The sequence below is a fragment of the Enterovibrio sp. QJM3NY_24 genome (assembly GCF_057786035.1).
Genome location: NZ_CM173519.1, coordinates 1,448,399 through 1,474,286, shown reverse-complemented (window position 1 = coordinate 1,474,286; position 25,888 = coordinate 1,448,399). Strand labels below are relative to the sequence as shown.

The 25,888-nt window shown below is 47.8% G+C and carries 22 protein-coding genes and 1 pseudogene; 12 read left to right on the top strand and 11 right to left on the bottom strand.

The genetic code is table 11. The annotated features are described in order from the left end of the window. Window positions 1-41 precede the first annotated feature (41 nt). Entirely contained in the window at window positions 42-314 is a 273-nt protein-coding gene (yccX, locus tag AC3CIC_RS06505) for an acylphosphatase (protein WP_488515678.1), read from the bottom strand. Window positions 315-403: 89 nt separating this feature from the next. Between yccX and AC3CIC_RS06500 the strand changes: the two genes are divergently transcribed. From AC3CIC_RS06500 to AC3CIC_RS06490, 3 genes are all read left to right on the top strand, one after another. After that, a complete protein-coding gene (locus tag AC3CIC_RS06500; protein WP_488515677.1) occupies window positions 404-1,801 on the top strand; it encodes a methyl-accepting chemotaxis protein in 1,398 nt (465 codons plus the stop codon). A gap of 132 nt (window positions 1,802-1,933) precedes the next feature. Beyond that, a complete protein-coding gene (locus tag AC3CIC_RS06495; protein WP_016958116.1) occupies window positions 1,934-3,121 on the top strand; it encodes a class I SAM-dependent methyltransferase in 1,188 nt (395 codons plus the stop codon). A 56-nt stretch (window positions 3,122-3,177) separates the two neighbouring features. Beyond that, window positions 3,178-3,816, top strand: a complete 639-nt coding sequence (locus AC3CIC_RS06490; RefSeq protein WP_488515676.1) for a YccT family protein — start codon at window positions 3,178-3,180, stop codon at window positions 3,814-3,816. Window positions 3,817-3,892: 76 nt separating this feature from the next. On the opposite strand, the gene AC3CIC_RS06485 is transcribed toward AC3CIC_RS06490, so the two are convergent. The 5 genes from AC3CIC_RS06485 to AC3CIC_RS06465 all read right to left on the bottom strand — a co-directional run bounded on the left by AC3CIC_RS06485 (window position 3,893) and on the right by AC3CIC_RS06465 (window position 10,227). After that, window positions 3,893-5,791 carry a propionyl-CoA synthetase gene (locus tag AC3CIC_RS06485; RefSeq protein ID WP_488515675.1) on the bottom strand — a complete coding sequence of 633 codons (1,899 nt, stop codon included), beginning with the start codon at window positions 5,789-5,791 and terminating at the stop codon, window positions 3,893-3,895. Between the two features lie 157 nt (window positions 5,792-5,948). Beyond that, window positions 5,949-7,400, bottom strand: a complete 1,452-nt coding sequence (locus tag AC3CIC_RS06480; protein WP_488515674.1) for a bifunctional 2-methylcitrate dehydratase/aconitate hydratase — start codon at window positions 7,398-7,400, stop codon at window positions 5,949-5,951. Window positions 7,401-7,424: 24 nt separating this feature from the next. Further along, on the bottom strand, window positions 7,425-8,561 hold the full coding sequence (prpC, locus tag AC3CIC_RS06475) for a bifunctional 2-methylcitrate synthase/citrate synthase (protein ID WP_394211948.1): 1,137 nt from the start codon (window positions 8,559-8,561) through the stop codon (window positions 7,425-7,427). 128 nt (window positions 8,562-8,689) lie between these two features. Next, complete coding sequence (gene prpB, locus AC3CIC_RS06470) at window positions 8,690-9,562, bottom strand: methylisocitrate lyase (protein ID WP_488515673.1); 873 nt, start codon at window positions 9,560-9,562, stop codon at window positions 8,690-8,692. Continuing rightward, a complete protein-coding gene (locus AC3CIC_RS06465) occupies window positions 9,559-10,227 on the bottom strand; it encodes a GntR family transcriptional regulator (protein ID WP_488515672.1) in 669 nt (222 codons plus the stop codon). The genes prpB and AC3CIC_RS06465 overlap by 4 nt, the downstream gene beginning before the upstream one ends. A 400-nt stretch (window positions 10,228-10,627) precedes the next feature. Between AC3CIC_RS06465 and AC3CIC_RS06460 the strand changes: the two genes are divergently transcribed. Further along, entirely contained in the window at window positions 10,628-13,798 is a 3,171-nt protein-coding gene (locus AC3CIC_RS06460) for a chitinase C-terminal domain-containing protein (RefSeq protein ID WP_488515671.1), read from the top strand. Between the two features lie 61 nt (window positions 13,799-13,859). On the opposite strand, the gene AC3CIC_RS06455 is transcribed toward AC3CIC_RS06460, so the two are convergent. Beyond that, the gene (locus AC3CIC_RS06455) at window positions 13,860-14,228 is read right to left on the bottom strand and encodes a hypothetical protein (protein ID WP_488515670.1); all 369 of its coding nucleotides are present in this window, start codon (window positions 14,226-14,228) and stop codon (window positions 13,860-13,862) included. Between the two features lie 296 nt (window positions 14,229-14,524). Here AC3CIC_RS06455 and AC3CIC_RS06450 point away from each other — a divergent pair, with 296 nt between their 5' ends. The 3 genes from AC3CIC_RS06450 to AC3CIC_RS06440 all read left to right on the top strand — a co-directional run bounded on the left by AC3CIC_RS06450 (window position 14,525) and on the right by AC3CIC_RS06440 (window position 17,050). Next, on the top strand, window positions 14,525-16,351 hold the full coding sequence (locus AC3CIC_RS06450; RefSeq protein WP_488515881.1) for an ABC transporter ATP-binding protein: 1,827 nt from the start codon (window positions 14,525-14,527) through the stop codon (window positions 16,349-16,351). 140 nt (window positions 16,352-16,491) lie between these two features. Continuing rightward, window positions 16,492-16,743, top strand: a complete 252-nt coding sequence (locus AC3CIC_RS06445; RefSeq protein ID WP_016958126.1) for a hypothetical protein — start codon at window positions 16,492-16,494, stop codon at window positions 16,741-16,743. A 49-nt stretch (window positions 16,744-16,792) separates the two neighbouring features. Then, window positions 16,793-17,050, top strand: a complete 258-nt coding sequence (locus AC3CIC_RS06440) for a hypothetical protein (protein ID WP_016958127.1) — start codon at window positions 16,793-16,795, stop codon at window positions 17,048-17,050. A 270-nt stretch (window positions 17,051-17,320) separates the two neighbouring features. On the opposite strand, the gene AC3CIC_RS06435 is transcribed toward AC3CIC_RS06440, so the two are convergent. Then, window positions 17,321-18,352: an IS630 family transposase gene (locus AC3CIC_RS06435; RefSeq protein ID WP_488515638.1), complete on the bottom strand. Its 1,032-nt coding sequence runs from the start codon at window positions 18,350-18,352 to the stop codon at window positions 17,321-17,323. Between the two features lie 38 nt (window positions 18,353-18,390). On the opposite strand from AC3CIC_RS06435, the pseudogene AC3CIC_RS06430 reads away from it, so the two are divergent. Beyond that, window positions 18,391-18,558 (top strand): annotated as a pseudogene (locus tag AC3CIC_RS06430) (HNH endonuclease); the annotation flags it as partial. Between the two features lie 66 nt (window positions 18,559-18,624). Then, window positions 18,625-19,305, top strand: coding sequence for a hypothetical protein (locus AC3CIC_RS06425; protein WP_488515669.1), 681 nt, complete (start codon window positions 18,625-18,627; stop codon window positions 19,303-19,305). Here AC3CIC_RS06425 and AC3CIC_RS06420 read toward each other — a convergent pair. Then, window positions 19,217-20,338: an ISAs1 family transposase gene (locus tag AC3CIC_RS06420; protein WP_479637551.1), complete on the bottom strand. Its 1,122-nt coding sequence runs from the start codon at window positions 20,336-20,338 to the stop codon at window positions 19,217-19,219. The genes AC3CIC_RS06425 and AC3CIC_RS06420 overlap by 89 nt on opposite strands. A gap of 64 nt (window positions 20,339-20,402) precedes the next feature. Here AC3CIC_RS06420 and AC3CIC_RS06415 point away from each other — a divergent pair, with 64 nt between their 5' ends. Beyond that, on the top strand, window positions 20,403-20,771 hold the full coding sequence (locus AC3CIC_RS06415; RefSeq protein WP_488515668.1) for a hypothetical protein: 369 nt from the start codon (window positions 20,403-20,405) through the stop codon (window positions 20,769-20,771). 182 nt (window positions 20,772-20,953) lie between these two features. Here the strand turns inward: AC3CIC_RS06415 and AC3CIC_RS06410 are convergent, their stop codons facing one another. Both AC3CIC_RS06410 and AC3CIC_RS06405 read right to left on the bottom strand, forming a co-directional pair. Beyond that, window positions 20,954-21,295, bottom strand: a complete 342-nt coding sequence (locus tag AC3CIC_RS06410; RefSeq protein ID WP_488515667.1) for a TM2 domain-containing protein — start codon at window positions 21,293-21,295, stop codon at window positions 20,954-20,956. Between the two features lie 258 nt (window positions 21,296-21,553). Next, a protein-coding gene (locus AC3CIC_RS06405; RefSeq protein WP_488514316.1) for an IS3 family transposase occupies window positions 21,554-22,716 on the bottom strand; the annotation gives its coding sequence in 2 pieces (ribosomal slippage) (window positions 21,554-22,461 and window positions 22,461-22,716; 1,164 coding nt in all). A gap of 637 nt (window positions 22,717-23,353) precedes the next feature. On the opposite strand from AC3CIC_RS06405, the gene AC3CIC_RS06400 reads away from it, so the two are divergent. Together AC3CIC_RS06400 and AC3CIC_RS06395 are read left to right on the top strand one after the other, a co-directional pair. Further along, entirely contained in the window at window positions 23,354-24,730 is a 1,377-nt protein-coding gene (locus AC3CIC_RS06400) for a hemolysin family protein (protein ID WP_488515666.1), read from the top strand. After that, window positions 24,727-25,746 carry a CNNM domain-containing protein gene (locus AC3CIC_RS06395; RefSeq protein ID WP_394211934.1) on the top strand — a complete coding sequence of 340 codons (1,020 nt, stop codon included), beginning with the start codon at window positions 24,727-24,729 and terminating at the stop codon, window positions 25,744-25,746. Before AC3CIC_RS06400 ends, AC3CIC_RS06395 begins: the two co-directional genes overlap by 4 nt. Window positions 25,747-25,888 lie beyond the last annotated feature (142 nt).

The following is a 25,888-nucleotide window of genomic DNA, read 5'->3' as shown; positions in this document are numbered from 1 at the left end:
GAGGCGCTGATCAGCGCCTCTTTTTTTCTTTTTTGGTGCGTCTATTGAATCGAAAAACCGTCTATCGCATGCCAATCAACTTGCTCTTTTGTCAGTCCAGTCACATTGGCAGTCTGAGGACCATGCTCCAACCACACCAAAAGCGCGTTGATATTTTTCTCATCGCCGCACATTAACACGGTCACTGTGCCATCAGTTTCATTTCGCGCAAAACCGGATAAAGACAGTTTCAATCCTTCGTGGGCAGTGTGAAACCGAAACCCAACTCCCTGAACCCGCCCAGAGACACTGGCCCTGATACATATTTGAGACATGTATCACACCTCTATGATTGGTTTTTACCGTATGCAACAGTGTAATATCCCCCTACCCGAGTAACCTCAAGCTGTAGGATTTATTCAAGATGAAAGAAACGCCGTTCCGTTGGATTGACCAATACCTCATCCGACTCAGCCTAAAAGGAAAATTTCATTTCCTTTACGTGTTCATGTTTTCGCTGACCATTGCCACTGGTGTTGTATTTCATTCAGCATCAACCTCGCAAATGGCCGACGTTCAAGACAAACATAGCGCAGCGTTAAACGCCGTGTTGTCTCACTACGATGTCAGCGCTGATGAAGCGGCTTCCATCATCGCCGCCACTGGCGTAAAGGCAACCCAGTCAAACAACAAATGGGGCCAGTCTTCTCAGACCACATACCAAGTGCTAGACAGCAGCTTTTGGTCTCACATTCGTACAAGTTCACTCGGCATCATGGCCGCCCTGTTCATTCTTGGACTCATGGCATCACACTATGTCTCTAGCTTCATTGGCGGCGCAATGTACACCATGAACACCGCACTTCAACGCATGCTAGACGGCGACCTTACCAGTCGTATGAATTTCTTCCCCGTAAGAGATGAATTTAGCATCATCGCGACCACTGTCGACAATGTTGCCGATCGCGAACAAAGCCTAGTCAAAGCCATTAAAAATGCATCTAACCTAATGGGGCAACTTTCTGCAGATTTGGGTCATCGCAGCATTGAAAGTGAAAATCTTTCAACCGACCAACGTACTTACCTTGATTCATTAGCCAGTGCGACTGAAGAAATGGCAGGTTCTATCCGTGACGTTGCAACGCACGCTGAGCAAACGTCAGGGGAAATTATGGTTGCTGGTGAAGCGTCAGAACAAAGCCGCCAACAGGTCAACCAAACCCTGCATGCCATTCAAGCACTGAGTGCCGAAATTGAAGCGGCCTCAAAAGCAGTCTCCTCACTGGAGCAGAATTCCAATGAGATTGGTAGTATGGTTTCGACTATCAGCGCCATTTCAGAACAAACCAATCTGCTTGCATTGAACGCCGCTATTGAAGCCGCACGCGCTGGCGAACAAGGTCGTGGTTTTGCTGTTGTTGCCGATGAAGTCCGCACACTGGCAGGTCGCACGCAACAAGCGACCGTTGAAATCCAGCGAATGATTCAAGACCTAGAAAGCAACACCGCGCACCTTCGAGGCGTCATGCAAGGCACCGTCGATAATGCAGCGGCAAGTGAATCCTTGATGAAGAACATCGACCTTGAGATTGGTCACATTTCGGAACGTAGTCAGCGTATTACAGACCGAAGCACTGAAATTGCAACAGCTGCAAACCAACAAGGCAGCGTTGCAGGCACCATTTCGTCTGACGTCGAGCGTGTGCGCCAACAAGCATGGCAAGTTAGCGAGATGATTCAGCAAACAGCAAAAGACGTGACTGACTTACAAAAGCAATCCACTAGCCTGACATCTCTTGTTGACGGCTTGCGTACCGAATAACTTTGCTAAAAAACAGCCGCAGAGCCTGCGGCTGTTTGCATTCTTGCCCTTCTTCTCTGACAATACACCCCCAATTTATAGGCCGCTGTATGCTGTTGCAGTGAGTCAGACATCTGAATTTAGGAAAAACCAATGAATCCGTCTGTTTATCTGGTTAAAGGCCGTGAAAAGTCACTACGCCGTCGCCACCCATGGATTTTCTCACGTGGTATTCAGCGTGTAGAGGGCAAACCCGCTCTCGGTCAAACAGTGGATGTTTATGATCATCAAGGCCAATGGCTAGCGCGTGGCGCATTTTCTCCTAATTCTCAGATCCGCGTGCGAGTCTGGTCGTTTGAGCAAGAAGAAATCGACGTCGAATTCTTCAAAAAACGTCTTCAAGAAGCACAAGGCCTACGTGACACACTCGCCGTTCGAGATGGCCTAACGGGCTACCGTTTGATTGCGGCTGAATCTGATGGCCTCCCAGGCATCACCATTGACCGGTATCAAGACTTCATGGTTTGCCAGTTACTCAGCGCAGGCGCTGAAGCACAAAAGCAAAACCTCGTTGATGCACTCGTGGCACTTCACCCTGAGTGCAGCATCTACGAACGTTCAGACGTATCAGTGCGTAAGAAAGAAGGCTTGAAAGAGCGCACAGGCGTGCTGCATGGCGACATGCCACCTGCTTCTTTGGTGATTGAAGAAAACGGCGTGAAGATCAGTGTTGATATCGTTGGTGGACACAAAACAGGCTTCTACCTTGACCAACGTGATAGCCGCGAAGCTTCCGTGAAATACATCAACGGTAAACGCGTGCTGAACTGCTTCTGTTACACCGGAGGCTTCGGCCTGTATGCCCTAAAAGGCGGCGCGTCAGAAGTTATCAATGTTGACGTGTCTCAGCCTGCGCTAGACATTGCGAAAGCCAATGCTGAAATAAACGGCTATGACCTGTCAAAAGCACAGTTTGTGAATGCAGACGTGTTTAAATTGCTACGCGAATACCGTGACCGTGGTGAGCGCTTTGACGTTGTCATCATGGACCCACCTAAGTTTGCAGAGTCAAAATCTCAGCTAAATGGTGCATGTCGTGGTTACAAAGACATCAACATGGTGGCGATGCAAATCCTGAAACCGGGTGGCACGCTGCTTACCTATTCTTGCTCAGGTTTGATGGACAACGCGCTGTTCCAAAAAATTCTTGCTGACGCAGCGCTTGATGCTCAACGTCAGGTTCAATTTATTGAACGTTTTGAACAAGCCGCAGATCACCCTCTCGATAGTGCTTACCCAGAAGGCTTCTATCTGAAAGGTTTCGCCTGTCACGTAAAATAACCACTATTTGGCCCACCACTTTTGTGTGGGCCCATTTTTAGATTTAAGGGATCACAATGAGAAGAAACCTGTTTCTCGCGTCTGTACTTGCAACGATGCTGCCATTGTCAGTGGCTGCGGAAGTGACACTTCACGCTAACAACAATGTTGAACTTTTGACTTACAACGGCCAATCGCACAAGTCTTCTATGTTTGGAAAGCAAGAGCCGGTAATACTGGAAAACGGGACACAACAAGTCGCGTTTCGCTATGTTGAAAGCTTCGAAGAAGGTAAAGACATCTCTTTCATCAAATCTGATGTACTGGTTGTGACATTTGATGCCAATGACAAAGATGTTTACTTTGCGTTTCCAAAGCACAAGAACAAACGTCAGGCTCGCGCATTTAACGACAACCCAAATTTTAAGCTCGTTGATGAAACAAATTCATCCATTGCGTTTGAACAAAATAAACTAATGAAAAGCGGCTTTCAGTTAAGTCGTGACTATTTGGCCGAGCTTTCACGCTTCAATCAAACCGATGCACCAGCTTCATTGCAACTGACTGCAGCGCCATCGACGACGGTGTCACGCACCTCTCATGTCGTGGTGGGTAGCAAATCAATAGACGAAATAGATTATCAGCTGCACTACTGGTTCGAGAAAGCGAGCCCAGAAGCAAAAGCACGCTTTAAAGCCTACGTGAACACCCAATAACATTGAGAACAGGCCACCGATTTAGGTGGCCTGCTTGTTTCTTCTGCTTATCCCCATTCCGCGCTAACTTAATCTTTCAGTTAATGCGTGAATGTCCGGATAAAACGTGGCTAATATCATCAAGGCTTGCGGGATCATCAATGGTTGAAGGCACCGAATAACTTTCACCGTCCGCAATCTGACGGATAATACGACGCAGAATTTTTCCAGAGCGTGTTTTTGGCAATCGGTCGACGACAATCGCACGTTGAAAACAAGCAACAGGGCCAATTTCGCTGCGCACTTTCGCTACCAATGCTTTTTCAATATCGCCGTCATTCGAGTAATACCCGTCTTTGAGTACCACCAAGCCAAGTGGCAGTTGCCCTTTGATTTCGTCATAAACACCCACAACAGCGCACTCAGCAACGGCTTCATGCGCCCCCACGACTTCTTCCATTTCTCCCGTGGATAAACGATGGCCTGACACATTAATCACGTCGTCAATGCGCCCCATGACAAACAAATAGCCGTCTTCATCCACATAACCGCCATCCCCAGACACGTAGTAACCGGGAAACTGTTGTAAATAGCCTGATTCAAATCGGTCATGATTCCGCCATACCGTCGACAGACAACTCGGTGGCAATGGTCGTTTGATGGCAATAAATCCTTGTTGATTTGTTTCGGCAGGCTGGCCTAGCTCATTCAAAATTTGCACATTGAAACCAGGCGTTGGTTTGGTTGATGACCCAGGTTTCGTCATGAAGCTTTCCAAACCAATGGGGTTGCAGGAAATCGCCCAGCCCGTTTCTGTTTGCCACCAATGATCAATAACCGGACGTCCAGTGTGAAGCTCCACCCATTCCAACGTGGGCGGGTCTAAACGCTCACCCGCCATGAAAATCGTGCGAAGCGATGCCATCGGATAGTCACCAATCAGCTTACCGTCTGGATCTTCTTTTTTGATTGCGCGAAAGGCCGTGGGTGCAGAAAACAATACCGAGACATTGTATTCATCACAAACACGCCAAAACGCGGCAGGATCTGGCGTTCGCACGGGCTTTCCTTCAAACATAATGCTGGTGCAACCATGAATCAGCGGCGCGTAAACAATGTAGGAATGCCCCACCACCCAACCGACATCAGAAGCCGCCCAAAACACTTCTCCAGGTTCCATGTTATACACGGTCGACATGCTGTATTTCATGGCGACAGCATGACCGCCATTGTCTCGAACCACACCCTTTGGCTTTCCGGTAGTTCCCGATGTATAGAGAATATATAAAGGATCGGTTGAATTAACGGGAACGCAGTCATGTGGCAAGGCGCGTTCAAATAAGGTCGCCCAATCTGCATCACGCTCATGGTCTAGTGCAGCAGGTTGTTCGGGCCGTTGATAAACCACCACTTTGTCGGGCTTCCAACGACTGTCCATTACTGCTTGGTCGACCATCGGCTTATAAGGGATCACTTTGCACACTTCGATGCCACACGATGCAGTCAGCAACACTTTGGGTTCCGCATCTTCTAGCCTAACGGCCAGCTCATTAGGCGCAAAGCCGCCAAATACCACCGAATGAATAGCACCTAGTCGCGCACAGGCCAGCATTGAAATAGCGGCTTGCGGGATCATGGGCATGTAGATAACAACACGATCCCCTTTGTTCACACCAAGGGCTGCCAACATACCAGCACACTTGGCCACTTGATCACGAAGCACTGCATAGCTGTATTGCGCTTTTTTACCGGTGACTGGCGAGTCATAGATCAACGCCGTCTGATCGCCTCGTCCGTTCTCGACGTGATAATCGAGCGCGAGATACGATGTATTAAGCTCACCATCAGGAAACCAACGTTCAATGCCGTTGGCATCATTTTCTAGTGCGACAGTTGGTGGTGTAAACCACTGAATATTCTTTGCTTGTTGCAACCAGAAAGTATCTGGGCTGGCGACGGATTGCTGATAGGCGTTTTGATAGGCTGACATTGTCATGCTCCTTGCCTCTTGCTGAGGTTTGCTTCTCTACCAGCACCGTTGAGTCGCCAATGGCACTCAGTCAGGTAAAAAAGCTTGGCAGCAAACGGATGTCGTTGCTTACTGCCAAGTAACTGCTGTTTCTCAAGCCTTATGTTGGCTTGTTGATGAAACACTAATTAATGGTAAGCATCTCCATAAAGGTATTTACCGGCGTCTTCATCAAGGTGTCTTGATCTAAACAAAGCGTATAAATCTTATCTGCTTGCGCCGCCGGAAAACGCGTGAGGAGGTTACGTTTGAATTTGTCCTCAAGCACGGGAATCCCTTCTTCACGGCGACGACGATGACCAATCGGATATTCCACTTCTACCTTCTCGGTCGACGACCCATCAGTGAAGAAAACCTGTACCGCATTCGCAATCGAACGTTTCTCTGGGTCGAGATATTCTTCGCTGTAGCGCGTGTCTTCAACAATCGTCATTTTCTCGCGCAGCGCATCAATTCGGCTGTCGCCTCGGTGAAAACTGTCTTCATAATGCTCGGCCACTAAATCGCCGTGAATCAAAGGCACAGCAAGCATGTATTGCAAGCAATGGTCGCGATCGGCGGGGTTCGCCAAATCGCCCACTTTGGAGATAATACGAATCGCAGACTCATGCGTGGTCACTTCAATACGATCAATCTCATCGAGGCGACTCGCCACTTGCGGGTGCAAGGTCACGGCACATTCCACTGCCGTTTGTGCATGAAATTCCGCAGGGAATGAAATCTTAAACAGAACATTTTCCATCACATAGGCATCAAAAGGCTGGTTCACGCGGAATGATTCACCTTTGAACAGCACATCATAAAAGCCCCACTTCTCAGCGGTCAGTACAGACGGTAAGCCCATTTCACCTTTCATGGTGATCATGGCCAATCGAACCGCACGCGAGGTCGCATCGCCCGCTGCCCAAGATTTACGTGAGCCTGCATTCGGAGCATGACGATAAGTACGCAGCGAACAACCATCCACCCACGCTTGTGACAATGCATCAATGACTTGATCGCGGTTACCACCCAACATTCGTGTAACCACGCCTGTCGACGCAACACGCACCAAAAGGACGTGATCAAGACCAACGCGGTTGTAGCTGTTTTCTAGTGCCAACACACCTTGAATTTCATGGGCTTTAATCATCGCCGTTAGCACGTCGTGCATGGTCAAAGCAGGTTTACCTTCTGACACAGCAATACGGCTAAGATAATCTGCGGTGGCAAGAATGCCGCCCAGGTTATCTGATGGGTGTCCCCACTCGGCGGCGAGCCAAGTATCGTTAAAATCCAGCCAGCGAATCATGCAGCCGATGTTAAATGCAGCTGTGATCGGATCGAGTTCATGGGAAGTGCCCGGCACGCGCGCACCGTTTCTTACTGTTGTGCCCGGAACCAGTGGTCCCATATGCTTAGTGCACTCTGGAAAGCGTAACGCCAACAACCCGCACCCAAGGGTATCGATCAGGCAATTGCGCGCGGTGTTGTACGCCTCCGTAGAAGTGATCTCTTTATCGCACACATAATCGGCAATGGTTTGTAGCAGTGCATCAGGCTCGGGACGCTGGTTTACATCGACATTCATTGACATGTTTAGATTCCTTTCCTTAATCACTTATTGGCGTTTTTCGATTGGCAACCAGTCTTGATGCTCTGGCCCAATGTAGTCCGCACTTGGTCGAATAATTCGGTTGTTGGCACGTTGCTCAAAGACATGAGCACACCAGCCTGTAACGCGGCTCATCACAAATATGGGCGTGAATAGCTTGGTGGGGATCCCCATGAAGTGATACGCCGAGGCATGGAAGAAATCAGCGTTAGGGAACAGATCTTTTTCACGTTTCATTACCTGCTCGACACGCTCCGATACGTCATACAATGCCGCTTCAGACGAAGACTCAGACAGCTGTTTTGACCATGCTTTTATCAGCGCGTTTCTCGGGTCGGACTCACGATAAATCGCGTGCCCAAACCCCATCACTTTTTCTTTGTTCGCCAGCATTCCCATTAGCGTGGTTTCTGCTTGATCGGGTGTGGTCCAGTTTTCAATCATCGCCATTGCGGCCTCGTTCGCGCCGCCATGCAACGGCCCACGTAAGGTGCCAATGGCGGCAGTCACGCACGAATGAATATCCGACAAGGTAGAAGCACACACCCGAGCTGCAAAGGTGGACGCATTGAATTCATGTTCAGCGTACAAAACTAACGAGCAATGCATGACGCGGATATGCAGATCAGATGGCGTGTCGTCAGACAACATGTCGAGGAAATAGCCCGCAATGCTGTTTTGATCGCTCGCGGCGGTATCAATGCGTACGCCATCATGTGAGAAGCGATACCAATAGCAAATCATGGCGGGAAGGTGCGCGAGAATGGTGTCGGATTTGTCTGACTGCTCTGAGAAATCCAATTCGGTATCAAGGTTACCCAACATGGAGCAACCGGTGCGCATCACATCCATGGGGTGAGCATCAGCAGGAATACTTTCTAGTACGCTACACAAAGCCGAAGGTAAGCCCCTTTTGTGGACCAAGGTTTGCTTGTAATCTTTCAATTCTTGCGCGTTCGGTAGCTTGCCTTTCAACAGGAGATACGCGACTTCCTCAAACTCAGCGTGATTAGCAAGATCCGTAATGTCGTAACCTCGGTAGGTTAATCCCGTGCCCGATTTTCCGACCGTACACAAAGCCGTGCTGCCCGCACTTTGACCTCGTAGTCCTTCTCCGCTCAACGGCTTGTTTTTGTCCGTCATGGTATGCTCCTTGTCGTTGACTAATTCATTGTTTTTATGTGTTTCCCTACTGCTTTTTCTGCTTCAATATCTTGTTTCATCTTTGTGCTTCAAGCTTTCTGTTTCAGCGTTTCTATTTCAACGCGAACTCATTCTTTCTCAGCAAACAGGTTGTCGAGCTGCTGTTCGTAATTGTGGTAACCGAGGTAGTGATACAACTCATCACGCGTCTGCATCGTGTCGACAACATTGCGTTGATGACCATCGGCTTTCACTTGCTGATAAACGTTCAGTGCCGCCTGATTCATGGCACGAAATGCTGAGAGCGGATACAGCACGAGATCAACCCCAACTTCGTCCAATTCACTGACCGAGAACAGAGGCGTTTGACCAAATTCCGTAATGTTTGCCAGCACAGGGACGTTAAGCGCTTGCGTGAAAATTTTGTACTGTTCGAGGGTATTAATGGCTTCTGGAAAAATCATGTCCGCACCGGCTTCAACACAAGCTTGAGCACGTTCCAAGGCAGAGTCTAACCCCTCAACCGCCAATGCATCGGTACGCGCCATGATGACGAAATTCGGGTCCGTTCTTGCATCTACTGCCGCTTTGACGCGGTCAATCATTTCAGCTTGGCTCACAATGGCTTTGTTTGGTCGATGCCCACAGCGTTTTTGTGAAACCTGATCTTCAAGATGCACCGCCGCCACACCCGCTCGTTCCATCTCACGCACCGTGCGAGCAATGCTGAATGCCCCCCCGAAACCCGTGTCGATGTCCACCAGCAATGGCAAGCTTGATGCATCCGTAATACGGCGCGCATCTTCGAGCACATCGTTGAGTGTGGTGATCCCCAAATCGGGTAAGCCAAAAGAGGCGTTTGCGACACCACCGCCAGACAGGTAAATAGCCTGATGGCCGGTTTGCTCCGCTAACATCGCGGTATAGGCATTGATCGTCCCCATCACTTGTAACGGCCTACTGTTTGCTACTGCGTCGCGAAATTTTTTCCCTGCGCTCATGAGGCTTTCTCCCTGTCTGAATTAAGTTGCTTCGCTGCCAATTCACCGCTTCGTCGTATGTGTCTTCGCATCAATATTTCTGCCAGTTCTGCATCTCTTTCTTCTAATGCACTTAAGATCTGAACATGCTCCTCTAACGCGCGCTCTGGGCGAGACTGAGTGCGTGTTGATTGGGTGCGATACATACGCACCAAGTGATAGAGCTCACCGCACAGCAAGCTGATTAGTTTGTTATTCCTGCTGGCTTGGATAATGCGATAGTGAAAGTCAAAATCACCCTGCTGATGAAAATATGTCGCGCCATCAACATCGTCGATATGCTGTTGGTGACGATGAAGTAACTTTTTTAATGCCTCGATTTCTTGCGTTGTAATATGTTGGCAGGCCTGACGAATCGCCATGCCTTCTAAGGCTTCACGCACGGCATAAATATCGGAAAGCTGCGCGGCACTGATCGCCACAACACGTGCGCCAACATGTGGCACGCGCTCTACCAACCCCATCGATTCCAAGCGCATCATGGCTTCACGAAGTGGGCCACGACTGACACCTAATTCACGGGATAATTCAGGTTCTGAAATTTTACTGCCCGACGCAAATTTCCCACTAACAATGGCTTCGATTAGCCATTCGGTCATCCCTTCAGATTTGGTGACATCTTTCATTGTGCAATTCCTTTGGTGTCGACAATGTCTTTGGATACTGAATCGCAGAAGCCGCCAGATTGTCGACAACATTTCGCTATAGATTAATTATTAGCCACAAACAGCCCACATATCAACCAAGATTGTCAACAATCCTGATTAGACATTGGTCTACCATACGGTAATCCTGTTCAATTATTCACCGCACATAATTCATGCATTTGATGAATATATGTCAGTTGAAACTGTGAATCGCCGCCAGAAGCGAAAAGCTTTTTTCTTCAGATACTGACTAAAGATCTAACTCTGACCAAAACAGACGTGTCTCATAATTGCAACTCCACTACTTTATTTATTACGCGATTTAAGTCGCGCTAATTACAAATAGATCAATAACTAGTTAACTTTTCGAGGTAATTCCATGGATGTGAAACGTAAGAGCAAAGGCTTCGCGCTGTCGGCTACCGCCGTCGCGTGTATGTTTGCTTTCAACGCGCAAGCAGCAACCGATTGCTCCAATATTCAAAAATGGCAAGACAATGTCGCTTATGGCGGCGGCTCTACCGTTCAGCAAGATAACCATGTCTATAAAGCGAACTGGTGGACAATGGGTAACAGCCCTGCCACCTCATCTGGCGCTTATCAAGAATGGAAAAAGATCGACCAGTGCGACACTGGCGGCGTAGTCACTCCACCAGAAAACCAAGCACCTACCACATCGCTGGTTTCTCCAACTGCAACCGATAAGATCACTAGCGGTGACGTGGTCGCGCTAAGTGCTGCCGCAGCAGATACTGATGGCTCTGTGACTAAAGTCGAATTCTTCGTTGATGGCGCGTCAGTCGGTTCAGACACTTCTTCTCCCTACTCTGTAAACTGGACTGCCGCTGAAGGTGCCCACACGATCACGGTTAAAGCAACCGATGATAAAGGTGCCATCACTGAATCAACAACGCTCAGCGTGACTGTCAACGCAGGCACTGTTGAGCCTGGCAATGAAGCACCAACTGTTTCAGTTGCAACTTCAGCAACAGCCGTTGACCAAGGTGCCGTCGTCACACTCACTGCGGATGCCGCCGATGCAGATGGCACAATCGCGAAAGTTGATTTCTACGTCGCCGGCCAATTGAAAGGTTCGGCTGATACGGCACCGTACACGTTTGATTGGATGACGGACAAAGCCGGTTCAGTGTCTGTCTATGCAAAAGCGACAGATGACAAAGGCGCATCAACCGATTCTGCTCTAATTAGCGTCAGCGTTACTGGCACGCCAACCGTTTCAAACTGTCGCCCTGAAGGTCTCTATCAAACAGCGGGACTAAACGTTCCTTACTGTACGATTTATGACGCAGATGGCCGTGAAGATATGGGTGTCGACCACCCTCGTCGAATCATTGGTTACTTCACAAGCTGGCGTTCGGGTGATGACCCGCAAGCCTCTTACCTGGTTAACGATATTCCATGGGAACAACTCACCCATATCAACTATGCATTCGTGAGCATTGGCTCCGACGGCAACGTGAATATTGGTGATGTTAACGACCCAACAAACGCCGCTGTTGGTAAAGAATGGCCTGGCGTTGAAATTGACCCCGCACTGGGCTTCAAAGGCCACTTCGGTGCACTCGCTACTTACAAGAAAAAACATGACGTTAAAACACTGATTTCAATCGGTGGTTGGGCGGAAACAGGCGGTCACTTTGGCGCCGATGGTAAACGTGTCGCAGACGGCGGTTTCTACACCATGACCACCAATGCTGACGGTTCTATCAACCATGCAGGCATCGAAAAATTCGCTACCTCAGCCGTTGAAATGATCCGTAAGTACAAATTTGACGGTGTGGATATCGATTACGAATACCCAACCTCTATGGCAGGTGCGGGCAACCCAGATGACAAAAACTTCATGGAGCCGCGTCGTGCGTATCTATGGGCGTCTTATCAAGAGCTGATGCGCGTACTGCGTGAGAAACTCGATCAGGCATCGGTTGATGACAATATTCACTACATGTTGACCATTGCGTCGCCGTCATCAGGTTACTTGCTGCGTGGCATGGAAACCTTCGATGTCACTAAATACCTCGATTACGTCAACATCATGTCTTACGACTTGCATGGTGCGTGGAATGACCACGTTGGTCACAACTCAGCATTGTACGATACAGGTAAAGATTCAGAACTCGCTGCATGGAATGTCTATGGCACTAGCCAGTATGGCGGCATGGGCTATCTGAACACCGACTGGGCATACCACTACTTCCGTGGTTCTATGCCTGCTGGTCGTATCAACATTGGTGTGCCGTATTACACCCGTGGTTGGCAAGATGTCACCGGTGGCGAGAATGGTCTGTGGGGCAAAGCCGCCCTTCCAAACCAAGCTGAGTGTTTAGCGGGTACCGGTGAAGGCGAGAAGAACAATTGTGGTAACGGCGCTGTAGGTATCGACAACATGTGGCACGATACCGATCCTAAAGGCAACGAAATGGGTGCAGGCTCCAACCCAATGTGGCACGCAAAGAACCTTGAAAACGGTATCTTTGGTTCGTACGCGACGGCATATAAGCTTGACCCAGCGAACGACCCACAGGACGTATTGACAGGCACCTACGAGCGTAACTACGACAGCGTTGCAGTTGCACCTTGGTTGTGGAACGCAGAGAAGAAAGTCTTCCTGTCTACCGAAGATGAAGCGTCTGTCGGCGTGAAATCTGACTACATCATCGACAAAGGTATCGGCGGCGTAATGTTCTGGGAATTAGCAGGTGACTATAACTGCTACCTGTTCGACGCAAACGGTAACCGTACAACGAACGTCGATGACACAGAAAATGCATGTAAGACGGGCAACGGTGAATTCCACATGGGTAACACCATGACCAAAGCGATCTACAACAAGTTCGCGGCGGCCACGCCATATGGAAACAAGCTGTCTGATAACCCAATGCCATTGGAAGCCGTGGATATCACTGTTTCAATCGGTGGTTTCAAAGTGGGCGATCAGAACTACCCAATCAACCCTAAGATCACCTTCACCAACAACACTGGCACTGATTTGCCGGGCGGAACGGAATTCCAATTCGACATTCCAACCTCTTCGCCGGACAACGCAAAAGATCAGTCTGGTGGCGGTCTGAAAGTGATTGTTTCAGGTCACACCAAGTCTAACAACATTGGTGGCCTTGAGGGTAACATGCACCGCGCTGCGTTCTCGCTACCAGCATGGAAAGCACTGCCAGCAGGTGATAGCTATGAATTGGATATGGTTTACTACCTGCCAATCTCTGGTCCCGCTAACTACACCGTTAACATCAACGGTGTCGATTACGCGTTCGCGTTTGAGTACAGTGATTTGCCTTTGGCTGACCTGTCCGGTTCTACCGGTCCAACAGATCCAGGCAACCCAGACCCAGGCACTTGTGATACGACGGGTCTGAGTGTTTACCCAGACTTACCACAAACTGACTGGCAGGGTAATCCAAGCCATGCTAACACGGGCGACAAGGTCGTTAATGACGGCAAAGTCTACCAAGCCAACTGGTGGACAGCGTCCGCACCAGGAAGCGACGGTAGCTGGTCTAAAGTGTGTGGCTAACGCCAATAGCGCCAGATAACGTTTTAATCTAACCAGAGCCGGCTGAAATCAGCCGGCTTTTTTAGAACAGCCTGATTCCCACGCTAAACATCAAACGATGCAGTTCTGGATCGTTATTCACCAGATCTTTGACCAGATTGTATTCCACCCCAACAAACGCTAACTCAGCGATACTAAAGCGCAGTCCCGCATTGCCCATCACGCCGGCTCCAAATTTATCTTGCCCTGCGGTTGGATTGAGATCGCCGTTAGTCGCGCCTGTTTCGAGATACAACTCAGGCAACCAGACTTTTTGAGTGTTTAGCTCCAAACCAAACCCCGCAGATCCCGCTTTGACTGGGCTGCTTATCTCTGCTCGCCCCATGCCATATAAACGCAGCTTAGTGCCAAGTAGCGAATAAAACTGATGACGGTATTTTAAATCTAACATCGCCTCCTGATGACAGGCTGTAAGTATCTCAACCGTCTAAATTTGGCTTAACTCTAGTTGATGTGTCCTCCACTGCACTGCACTGCATACGTGAAAGAAGTCATACATTCTTTACAAGGCTATAAAAAAACCTGACAACAGAGAGATGACGTCCACTTAAGGAAATTGAATCTAAAACTGAATGATTTTTCATACAAATAGAGTGCTATTCTTCCCCGCAGAGTCGTATCATGGGGTCAACTTCTGCCGATAACTTCCTATCGCCGATCATTACTCTGTATTCCGAAGGTTCCATGATTTACAAACTCTTTGAGCGTGTCACTAGGGCATTTCCCCCTGAACAACCAGAGCAGCCACCCAATACTTTGCTCGCCTTTTGCCGTCACTACACCAAGGGTTTTGAAAGACCATTGGTCGCAATGTCGTTTCTGACTGCGCTAATCGCGATTGCAGAAGTCTCTCTATTTGGTTTCATGGGCAAACTGGTTGACTGGCTGACCCACCAAGACAAAGCGACGTTTCTCGCACACGAAGGCAATACGCTGATCTGGATGGGTGTTTTGGTCCTTATTGTTATGCCCCTGCTGGTCTCCTTACACTCGCTTGTTTTACACCAGTCGTTGCTTGGCAATTACCCCATGTCTATCCGCTGGCTGGCACACCGCTATTTACTCAAACAAAGTATCGGGTTTTACCAAAATGACTTCGCAGGACGCATTGCCACTAAAGTGATGCAAACCGCCTTGTCGATACGTGAAACCGTGATGAAATTACTCGATGTCGCGGTTTATATCGCGGTGTATTTCACCACCATGCTCGTCATGGTGGGACAAGCAGACATCCGCTTGATGATCCCGCTTATCATCTGGCTCATGGCGTATATCTGTATTCAGATGTACTTCGTGCCACGATTGAAAGCCGTTTCGACAGAACAGGCCGACGCGCGCTCGCTCATGACCGGACGCATTGTTGACAGCTACACCAACATTGCCACCGTTAAACTCTTCTCACACACAGACAGAGAAACCGCGTACGCAGAAGAAGGCATGGATACCTTCCTTGATACCGTTTATCGCCAAATGCGCTTAGCGACAGGCTTTAATATCGCCGTTGAAATCATTAACTATGCCTTGGTTTTCGCCATCAGTGCGATTTCAATATGGCTATGGCTTGATTCAGCCATCTCCATTGGTGCCATCGCCATCGCTGTCAGTCTTGCGCTGCGAATCAATGGCATGTCCAAGTGGATCATGTGGGAGATCGGCGCGCTGTTCGAGAACATAGGGACAGTGGTTGATGGCATGACCACATTGGCGAAGCCTGTAGAAGTTACTGATGCACCAAATGCACCCGTACTGACAGTGCCGAACGGTGAGATTTCATTCAGTGATGTCAGCTTCCACTATGGTGAAGGCAAAGGCGTGATTGAGAAGCTGAACCTCACCATCAAGCCGGGTGAAAAAGTTGGTCTGGTCGGGCGCTCTGGTGCGGGCAAGTCAACCATGGTGAACCTGCTGATGCGTTTTCATGATGTCGAAGGCGGTAAAATCAAAATCGACGGTCAGACTATCTCCGCGGTTACACAAGATTCATTACGCGCGAACATTGGCATGGTGACACAAGACACCTCGCTGCTGCATCGCTCGATTCGAGACAACATTTTGTACGGCAACCCCGATGCAAGTGAAGAAGCCATGCTGGATGCGAGTAGAAAAGCGCAGGCGCATGATTTCATCGAACAGCTTAGCGACACGCACGGTAACCATGGCTATGACTCTCAAGTTGGCGAGCGCGGTGTGAAACTGTCGGGCGGTCAACGTCAACGCGTGGCGATTTCTCGTGTGTTGTTAAAAGACGCGCCTATTTTGATTTTGGACGAAGCCACTGCAGCGTTGGATTCCGAAGTTGAAGCCGCGATTCAAGAAAGCCTCTACGAACTAATGCAAGGCAAAACCGTGATTGCGATTGCTCACCGATTGTCGACGATTGCAGCGATGGACCGACTCATCGTGCTCGATAACGGTGAAATTGCCGAAGAGGGGACGCACCAAGAATTGATTGCCAGCGGCGGGATTTACGCGCAGCTTTGGCGACATCAAACGGGTGGGTTTATTGGCGATTAATCTTTGCCAATCTCCAATAACAACCAAGATAACGGGTGCGAATCGCACCCGTTTTTTTAACTATCGCACACACGCTTTCGCATTTATGAGACTCCTCTCCTACCCTTAATTTGAAATCATACTGATTAAAGGAAGGACACATGTCATTGAGCAAGCTTGCCGCAAAATCTACATTTATCGCCCTACTCGCATTTGGTCTGAATGCATGTTCAGGCCATGACCCTGTCCCAGAAAGCGAATGCGGCAAAGTCGTTAGCCATGCGCAAAAAGTGCTTGGCGCGATGGCACCATCAGCGGGAGAATTAATGGGTCAGTGCAAGTCAGCGTCTGACAGCGAGCGCGGATGTGTGCTTGCCGCCACCAAAAAAGGTCAACTGGCGCAGTGCCTATAGCGGTGAAATATATCGTATAATGGCCCCGTTATTTTAGCGGGAGCCATTTATGCAACGTTCCACCCTCGTCGGCTTGAAAGTCGGCTTGATCGCCCTTTTTATCTTTGTCGCCATGATAGGCATGAGTACTAACGCGCCTGCGACAGAATGGCTAAAAGAAGCATTCCTTGGTATCAGTTTTGCGTTCGCATTTGGGCTAGGTGCGCCAGAAGCACTGGCTTACGCGTTGGGAGCCGTCGTCTTTGTTGCGGTCTTCTGTGCGGGTTACTTTGTTGGAAAAAAAGCCTCTGCGAAACTAGATAAATAACCAAGTCCACTCTAAAGCGAGCTGCACAGATACCCTTTGTGCTAGCTCGCTTTTGTCCCAATGCGGTTTATGGCGATCACTCTAAACCGTTTATGCCCCATTGTCATTTAGAGTCAGTACTCCGCACTACTCTAGTGATCAGAACTTGACCAAGTTTTCATAATGAATCAATATGCGTTTGGTTGATTAATTTAATAATTAGTCAGCTCGTTGATCACGGCTTAATTATTCATTATTCAAGAGAGAGAGCATGTTAAATTGTATACCCAATTAACTTGAAGGTGCAGATTTTAGAGTCTGGAAATTATCATTTATTCGAGACGTTAGTGAGCCAGCGATCTCTGGAAGAGTTACCGCGAAAAATGTCTCAATTGCATCTCTGAATGCCCGTTTATTTTTGAAGTAAACGTTATTCCTTGAATGCTCGTTCATCACCTTCCAAAGCCGTTCTATTGGATTCAGATTGGGGCTATAAGGTGGAAGATAATGCAGTTCAATATTAAGGACAAACGCCGCATCTTTGACTAAGTCACTGCGGTGATATCCCGCACCATCTAAGATGATGTGGAGCTTGTTACTTAATGGATAACGCTCTCTGATTTGGCAGAAGAAACGGACGATACTTTCACTATTTATGGTCTCGTAATCATTAATGATAGTGCCGCCAATATCGGCAAGATTCAAAGCGCCAATCAGGTTGAGACGACTTCGACTTCCCGTTGTTTCAACCGATTTATCTTGCCCTGTTCGTATCCAACCATGAGATATTTTGGTCGCTTGAGTAGGATGAACGGCATCGATAAATAGAATCGACTCATCCTTGCTACAGCTTGCTTTGAGCGCTTCATAAGCCTCAATAAAGGCTTTCTGTTTGGCTTCATCAAACTTATGAGGTACACCTTTGGGCATCTTGTAGCTGAAACCATTGTGATGCAGCCATTTGTTCATTCCAGGAACCGAGTATTGAACACCAAACTGTTTAATAACATAGCCGATGACTTGATGTGTGTGATGGTATGTATGTTCGGTCAGATGCTCTATCAACGCCATGGTTTGAATCACCGTTAGATAGCCTGATGAACCGCCATTTAAAGGCGTTAGTTTTGCCGATAATGTGTAATCAACAAGGTGGCGATGCACAGTTGTTTCGTGGATACGCAGAGCTTGTGAAATCATTGCGGCACTCCAACCTTCAGATGCAAGAAGTACCGCTTTAATGCGGTCACGCACTCGACCATCACGAGTTTTATCATGTTGGATTTCGAGTTCTTTTTTCTGATTATCGGTTAGAGATATTTTCATGGTCTGTAGCATGATCCTGAACGTTTAAAAAATCAAGCATCTTCAATGATCACGGGTATATATATTGTAATAATGGAAAATTTGAGCAGGGAAAAGGATCCGAAGAACATGCAATTTTATCTTCATTAGGTGGACGAAAAATCTCTCAAAATATTTGCTGTACCGCCTGTAATAACCGCTTAGGTAAAACTATCGATGAGGGTTTATCTTCACAACTCAGCATCCTTTCGACCTTATTAAATATAAAAACAGGACGCAACAAGAGTGCTCCAATGCAACGGGATGTTGTTAAGTTAAATGGTAAGTCTTATAACTTGCTACCTTCGGGTGAAATGCTTATGGGTACAGTTGAAAAGCAGTGGAAATCAGAAGATGGAGAAACAAAATTTCGTGTGGTTGCTAATACCGAAGAGCAGGCATTAAGAATCATTGAAGGTAAATTGAAGACGCATGACAAATCCACTAAAAAATTAAAAATGGGAACAGTAACTGAAGTTTCCGAGTATGGGGCTGAAATTAGTGGGACATTATCATTTTGTGAAAATGATCGAAGAGCAATAGCAAAAATGTCCCTAACAATGCTGGCAACTAAGGTTTCTCCAGAAAGATTACGTAGTGGAGAATTTAGCAATGTTATTGAATACATTAATGGAAGTGACTTAAACATAGAAGACATAGTATTTTCAGATACAAACACCACTTTTTCAACACAATATAAAGTTTCAGATATTAATCATCGTGTCTTTATATACACATCTCAAGTTGATGCTTTAGCCATATCTTTAGTTGAATTATATGGTGGATTTAGATTCACCGTACTGCTTTCCAGACAATGGTCTGGACCCAGGGCAACCGCACGAGTGTTTAGTTTTTCGCCAACGAGCTCAAGCCAGCCCTTAATACACCCTCTAGCATTGATGTATTCATCATGCAGCGCTTTTGTTTTCCAATAATACTCAGCTTAGTTTGCTCTGTTCGAAGCATATTTAAGCTCATATGACGCAAGCAAGATAAATTCTCTGCACCGTGGGCTTTGTATATCTGGCAGGCATCTTCATTCATACTGACATCAAGCACCCAATGCATCGATTCTATGCCCCAGTGCTCTCTCACAGCCATGGCAGCTTGCTCTGTGCTAAGCGTCTTAGAACTGATGTAATAACGATACTCTAAGTCGATGCCTTTCTCTTTAATAAAACGGATATTTTCAACCATCACGATGCTTTTTAATGCTTTCCATCGTGAAAAATCACCTTCAAGCTTCTTGCTGTCAAAAACATAGCACTGGCGAGATTCGATACGGCCATGACCCTTTTCGAATGAGATGCTATCCGCTGCACTTGCACGCTCGGAGCTGAAAGCTTTTTCTATAGCTTGACGCAGTTTCCCTTGGTTATTTTTAACCGCAAGCAAGTAATCTCCGCCTTGTTCTACAATGGCTTTGGCTATCTTAGTTTGGCAGGCCATTGCATCAATGGTTACTAGCGCACCCTTGATATCGAGCATCTTTATTAGCTCAGGGATCGCCGTGATTTCATTGCTTTTCTGCTCGGTTTTAAGCTGACCCAGCACTAGCTTATTCGATGATGCGTAGGCACTGACCATATGAATGGTACTGGCTCTGTCTTCACGGTTGTATGAACCTCGAAGTGTTTTACCATCGATAGCAACTACTTGGCCTTCTGTAAGCGTATGTATTGATGACATCCAGCTGACGAAGCACTCATGAAATTGTTCGGGTTCGATCGTTGATATGATACGCGCAATCGTGTCATCCGCAGGGACACGATTCACGAAAAGTTTATTGCGTTTAAACCAGTCATGGTGTCCGAGGATATATTCACGAATATCAAACCAACCTTTAGCGCCGCCAATCACCGCACACAGGGAGCCAAACAGCACTTCAAAGAGGCAATAGGTGACCTTGGCACTTTGGCGTTGGTCGGTAATTATTTGAAAATGGTCTTTGAAGTGATCAACGTGCATGAGGCTATCCCGTAAAAGGGAGTATAAGATCACAACCAGTTCTGATCGTCAAATCGATCATTTAATGGCCAAAAAACGTTCGCGATCTTGCCCTGGGTCTGGACCTAGTTTTTCTTGCTGCTACGTAATCGACCCAATCACGCAAGAAAAAATTGATTGCAATGTTGATTCTAACCTTAATCTAAAATCTGTAATTGCCAATCGAGGTTGCATTCAATCCAAAGCGATTGAACAATTAAAACCTTTGTTTGACCAAATTAGTGCATTAGACATACAGCGCGAACAGCAACGCATTATCAATTCTATAATGGCAAAATATAACCTAGATGTCTTAAATGAGGATCGTGATGAAATGGTTTTCCGTGAAATAGCCAAGGCTCTGACTGATATGTACTTAAAAAGGTCTAGTCGTCGGAGTAGAGCATTGCTCTAACAAGTATCTAAGCTAAGATTTCAAGTTACTTTCCTTAGCTCAATATATACTTATTTGAGCAATATATCTAAATCACTTTTGTCCAATACCGTTGCATTCGGCACTTTCTTCCACAAAGTGCCATTTTTTTATATAGTGATGTCAATACTCTGGTGGATTCAGTGTTTCGCCTTAGCTTCTACTCAGTTACTTCCGTTGAGAACAATATATGAGTCGATGACATTGCTGACTATTTTATCATTTGAAGACTCAATTACCCCTTTGGTCAAAACCACGTCAGCTAGAACCCAAAGAATCCCAACAACAAAGATGACAGACACAAACTGGAGAATACCCAACATAGTTTGACCTGCATACAATCTATGGGCACCAAAAGCACCAAATATTGCTCCAAGCACATATGCAACGGTCATATCTTTCAGTTTAGATTCTGCTTCCATTTTCAAACGGTGCGCCACGTCTTTATTACCATCAGCAATTTCTTGAATTTTGGATAATTGGTGAAGAGTTAATGAGGCTGCCATGATACGTTATCCTTTCGAATTGAATTTATTCAGCGAACAAACCAAAAATTCGCCTTGCTACCCATTGATATTAATGGGTTTTTACTATAATTCATATTTATTAGCAGTCAAAATACATAGTGATATTTATGTATGATTCCTCGACATTACTCACGAAGTAGATGAATTATAAAAACCTATCTACTACCCTCCTTAACTTTTAACCTTCGAGTTTTTGGTTTACTCATCCGAAGTTAGCTGCTTTGAGATTTGTAGTGGTCAACTCATTCCGGACAGTAAATTAGGCTGATTTTCAGCTTTCGCAGGTGGAAGACCACCGTTATAACTATGCGGTCTCTTCCAGTTGTAATAGCTCATCAGGTAATGGCTGATATCTTTGGATGCCTCAGCAAAAGATGCATAGCCTGTTGCTGGTATCCATTCAGATTTTAGACTTCTAAATAGCCTTTCCATTGGAGCGTTGTCCCAGCAGTTGCCACGGCGACTCATGCTTTGTGTCATCCGATACCGCCACAGGTGTTGTCGAAACTGGCGACTGCTGTATTGGGAGCCTTGATCCGAATGGAACATCACGCCACTTGGTTTTCCTCGTTGCTCATACGCCATCGACAACGCTTTTGTCACCAATGCCGCATCAGGACTGTCAGACATGGCCCAACCGACAACCCGTCTGCGATACAGATCAATGACAACGGCAAGATAGCACCAACGATGACCCGCCCATATATAGGTAATATCGCCGCACCATACTTGATTTGGGGCGTCGACAGTGAACTGACGATCAAGCTGATTGGGAATATCAGGCCGTTCAACCGTAGCTTGCTTATAGTTATGTGAACCGGGTTGCTTGCTGATGAGTTGTGCCTCTTTCATCAATCGGCGAACCTTGAATCGTCCAATCTTATGTCCGATTTCACACATCATGCCGACCAGAGTGCGACTACCCGCAGAGCTTCTGCTCAGCGTAAACAGTCGGTTGATCTCGCTACGAAGATGCAAACGTTCAGCATCAATATCATGGCGTCGTTGGCAGTGCTCATAGTAAGTCGACGTGGCGATATCGAACACAGTACAGACCAATTCTACCGGTTCTTGCTCTCTCAATTGGTCTATCAGCGCGTACGTTCGAGTTCGTCCGACATCAAGAGAGCAGTAGCCTTTTTTAGAATAGATTTTTCTCGTTCAAGTCGATGGATCCTTGCCTCTAACTCTTGGATTTTCTGCTGCTCTGGCGTTAAGGCTTTGGAAACTGGCGTACTACCGCCGCGCTCTTGTTCAAGTTGTGTGACCCAGCGTCTGAGTCCCGTTTCACCGACGTTTAATGAGCGGCTAGCCTCAGCAATTGAATACCCTTGGTCAAGTACCAAACAGGCTGCTTCTAGTTTAAATTCAGCGGAGAATGAACGACGTTGTCTTGTCATGGAACACCTCTTTCTTTAGTGGTGACTTTACCACCTTAAATGGTGTCCGGGATCATTAAACCACTACAATTTACCCCTAACACGGAATTGCCCAAAAGCGGTTAAGGGGTTGCGCTCACTTTCAAACCACCGATCTCCACTCTCATCTAAGCAACACCACAAACGGCTTCCTACACGGTGGCGGTTTGCATCAATCATCGCTTTATCCCAATCGCCAAAAATCGCTCCATACAGATTGCTGCGCAAGTCCACACTGCACCGCTGAAACCCGTCGTTACCTTCGGTTGTTGCCAAGGATTGTCGCCTTTGACTGGTGTTTTTGCTGCTACGGAGGCTCAAAACCACACTTAGTGCAGTGATAGTTTGTAACAGACGGTAACGCGGTTGAACGGTAAATAGCGTGTTGGGAAGGCTTTGCTTGCTGCTAACGTGGTGTATTCATGCGGTGGTGATGGTCGGTTGCCCACCCTGTCTCACTTTCTTTGCAAGGTGCAATGTGAGTATTCACTAGACTAAATCGTTATCGCGGAAATATACTGCGCGTCCTGTTATTACGTTAGGAATACTTTGTGGACCCCAACTCTCGTCGATTGTGTCGCCCCTTACTGGCTTTATGTTATCAAGGGAGGACACGAGCATGATTGAGCCCCTCATTACCCTTCTGTTCGGCATTTTATTTATTTTGGCAATTATTGCGGCAAACGGCTATTTCGTTGCGCAAGAATTCGCATACATGGCGGTTGACCGAGCGAGACTCGCAACCTTAGCCGCGACTGGCGATGAAGCCGCAAAACGCGCGCTAAAAATCACTAAACGCACCAGTTTTATGCTGTCAGGTGCGCAGCTTGGCATCACGGTCACAGGCTTAGTCTTGGGCTTCGCTGCTGAACCTCTTGTCGGCCAATCTATGGGCGTCTTATTGCAAGGCTTTGGGTTGTCGCTTGAGGCTGGCATCGCTATCGGCACGGTTATCACTTTGGTCGTTGCGATGGTGGTTCAAATGATCATGGGTGAGCTTTACCCCAAAAACCTGGCGATTGCGAACGCTGAGTCAATGTCTCGCATGTTGTCTCGCTCCACCTTGATTTACATGTCTGTGTTTGGTTTGCTCATCAGCTTCTTCGACAAGTCCGCCAACTTGCTTCTGCGCGCGGTTCGCATTGAGCCCGTGCACGATCTCGACGTCAGCGCATCAGAGGAAGATTTACACCATATTATCGCTAACTCACGCGATAGCGGTGACTTGCCTGTAGAACTATCACTGATGATGGACCGCATCCTTGATTTCCCTGAACGCGATGTGGAACACGCTATGGTGCCCCGTTCGCAAGTGGATTGGGTTGAACCAGAAACCACATTGACTGAACTCGTGTCGCTGATGGCGCAAGCGCATACCCGCTATCCAGTGGTTAACGACGATGACGCTCCGGTTGGTGTGGTTCATCTCGCGGATGTGCTGGCGCGTATCGATGCTGGCCATGCTGACGACACTGCAGAATCAGTGATGCGCCCTGCTACTGTGCTGCCAACGCTGATGCGACTGCCCAACGCGCTTGATCAGCTTGTAACCTCTACCCACCAACTGGCCTGTGTCATCGACGAATACGGCGGTTTTGCCGGCGTGTTGACGATTGAAGATTTGGCGATGGAAATTGTGGGCGAAATCACCGACGAGCACGACGCAGATAGCGCCGATGCTGTGGTGCCTGAAGGCAACAATGTCTGGTTGATGGAAGGTGATGTTCACGTAGACGAAGTAGAACGTGCGATTGGTTATGATTTACCGCGAGGAGATGTAGAAACCATCGCCGGTATCTTGATTGCTGAGCGAGGCGCTCTCCCTGCTGAGGGAGAGACGGTGAATATTGCGCTTCCTATTGATCCTTCCGAGCTCGCGTCTGGTGAGCCGATCATGCGACATCTCGAGATCGAGGTATTGCGTATCGAGCGACACGTGCCAACAGAGGTGCGCGTAAAACTGGTGGAACAGCAAATCGTGGAGGGTGAAGAATGACCGATCCTTTGATCGTCACTATCGTGACACTTGCCCTTATTGTTTTAAGTGGTTTTTTCGTCATTATCGAATTTGCTTTGATGGGGGCGCGTCGACACCGCCTTGAAGAAGTAGCCGTAGAAAGTGCATCGGCTCGCGCTGCGCTACGCGGTATGAACGACCTGACGCTAATGTTGGCAGGTGCCCAACTCGGCATCACCTTCTGTACATTTGCGCTTGGTGCGGTGACAAAGCCTGCGGTCGATCATTGGGTTGGCCCGGTGTTTCTCGCCATGGGCTTACCAGCATGGGCGGCTGATGGTGCTGCCTTCGGTTTTGCGCTGTTTGTTGTGACGTTCCTGCACTTAGTCGTGGGCGAGATGGCGCCGAAATCTTGGTCCATTGCACACCCAGAAAAATCAGCACTTGCCATTGGTATTGCTGCTAGAGCCTACGTTTGGCCGCTGCGTCCGCTACTAAAAGCGATAAACAGCATTGCCAACCGACTGGTCAAAGCGTCTGGCGTTGAACCCGTTGAAAGCGCAGCTGTCGGTGGGCAAGACGTAAGTACCATTCGCCAACTGGTTGAACATTCTGGCAAGACAGGCACGCTGAAACCGAATATTCAGCGACAACTGTCAGGTCTTATTGATCTAAGCTCCATCCCTGTTGAAACCTTGGTGACGGAAGGTCAGGTGATGGCGCATGTCGATAAAAACGCCACCGTTGCTGACGTGCGTGCCGCGGCGATGAAATCAGGGCATTTACGCATTCTGGTGTTTGGGAAAAGCGGCCTTAAACCACTGGTGGTTCATGTGCGTGATACGTTACTTGAACCCGCAGACAAACCCGCTCGAGACGTTGCGCGTAACGCATATGTGCTTGACTCAAAAATGCCAATATATGAAGCGCTCGCTCGCATGCGTGAAGCCAGCGTTCAATTGGCGGTAGTCAGCAAGGATGGAAAAATGGTAGGTGTCGTGACACTGGCCGATATTCTTAAACGTGTTCTACCCACGACCGCCAGCAACGCATAACGCAAGTTCGCTTTGTCGTCGTCACACCCGCTTTACCGCTGGTGTCTGAACAAACAACGCCACCCTTTCGGTGGCGTTTTTGCTTCAATTTAACCTAAGCCAACCTAATCAAACCAAAGCTAATCAAATCAAATCAAATCAA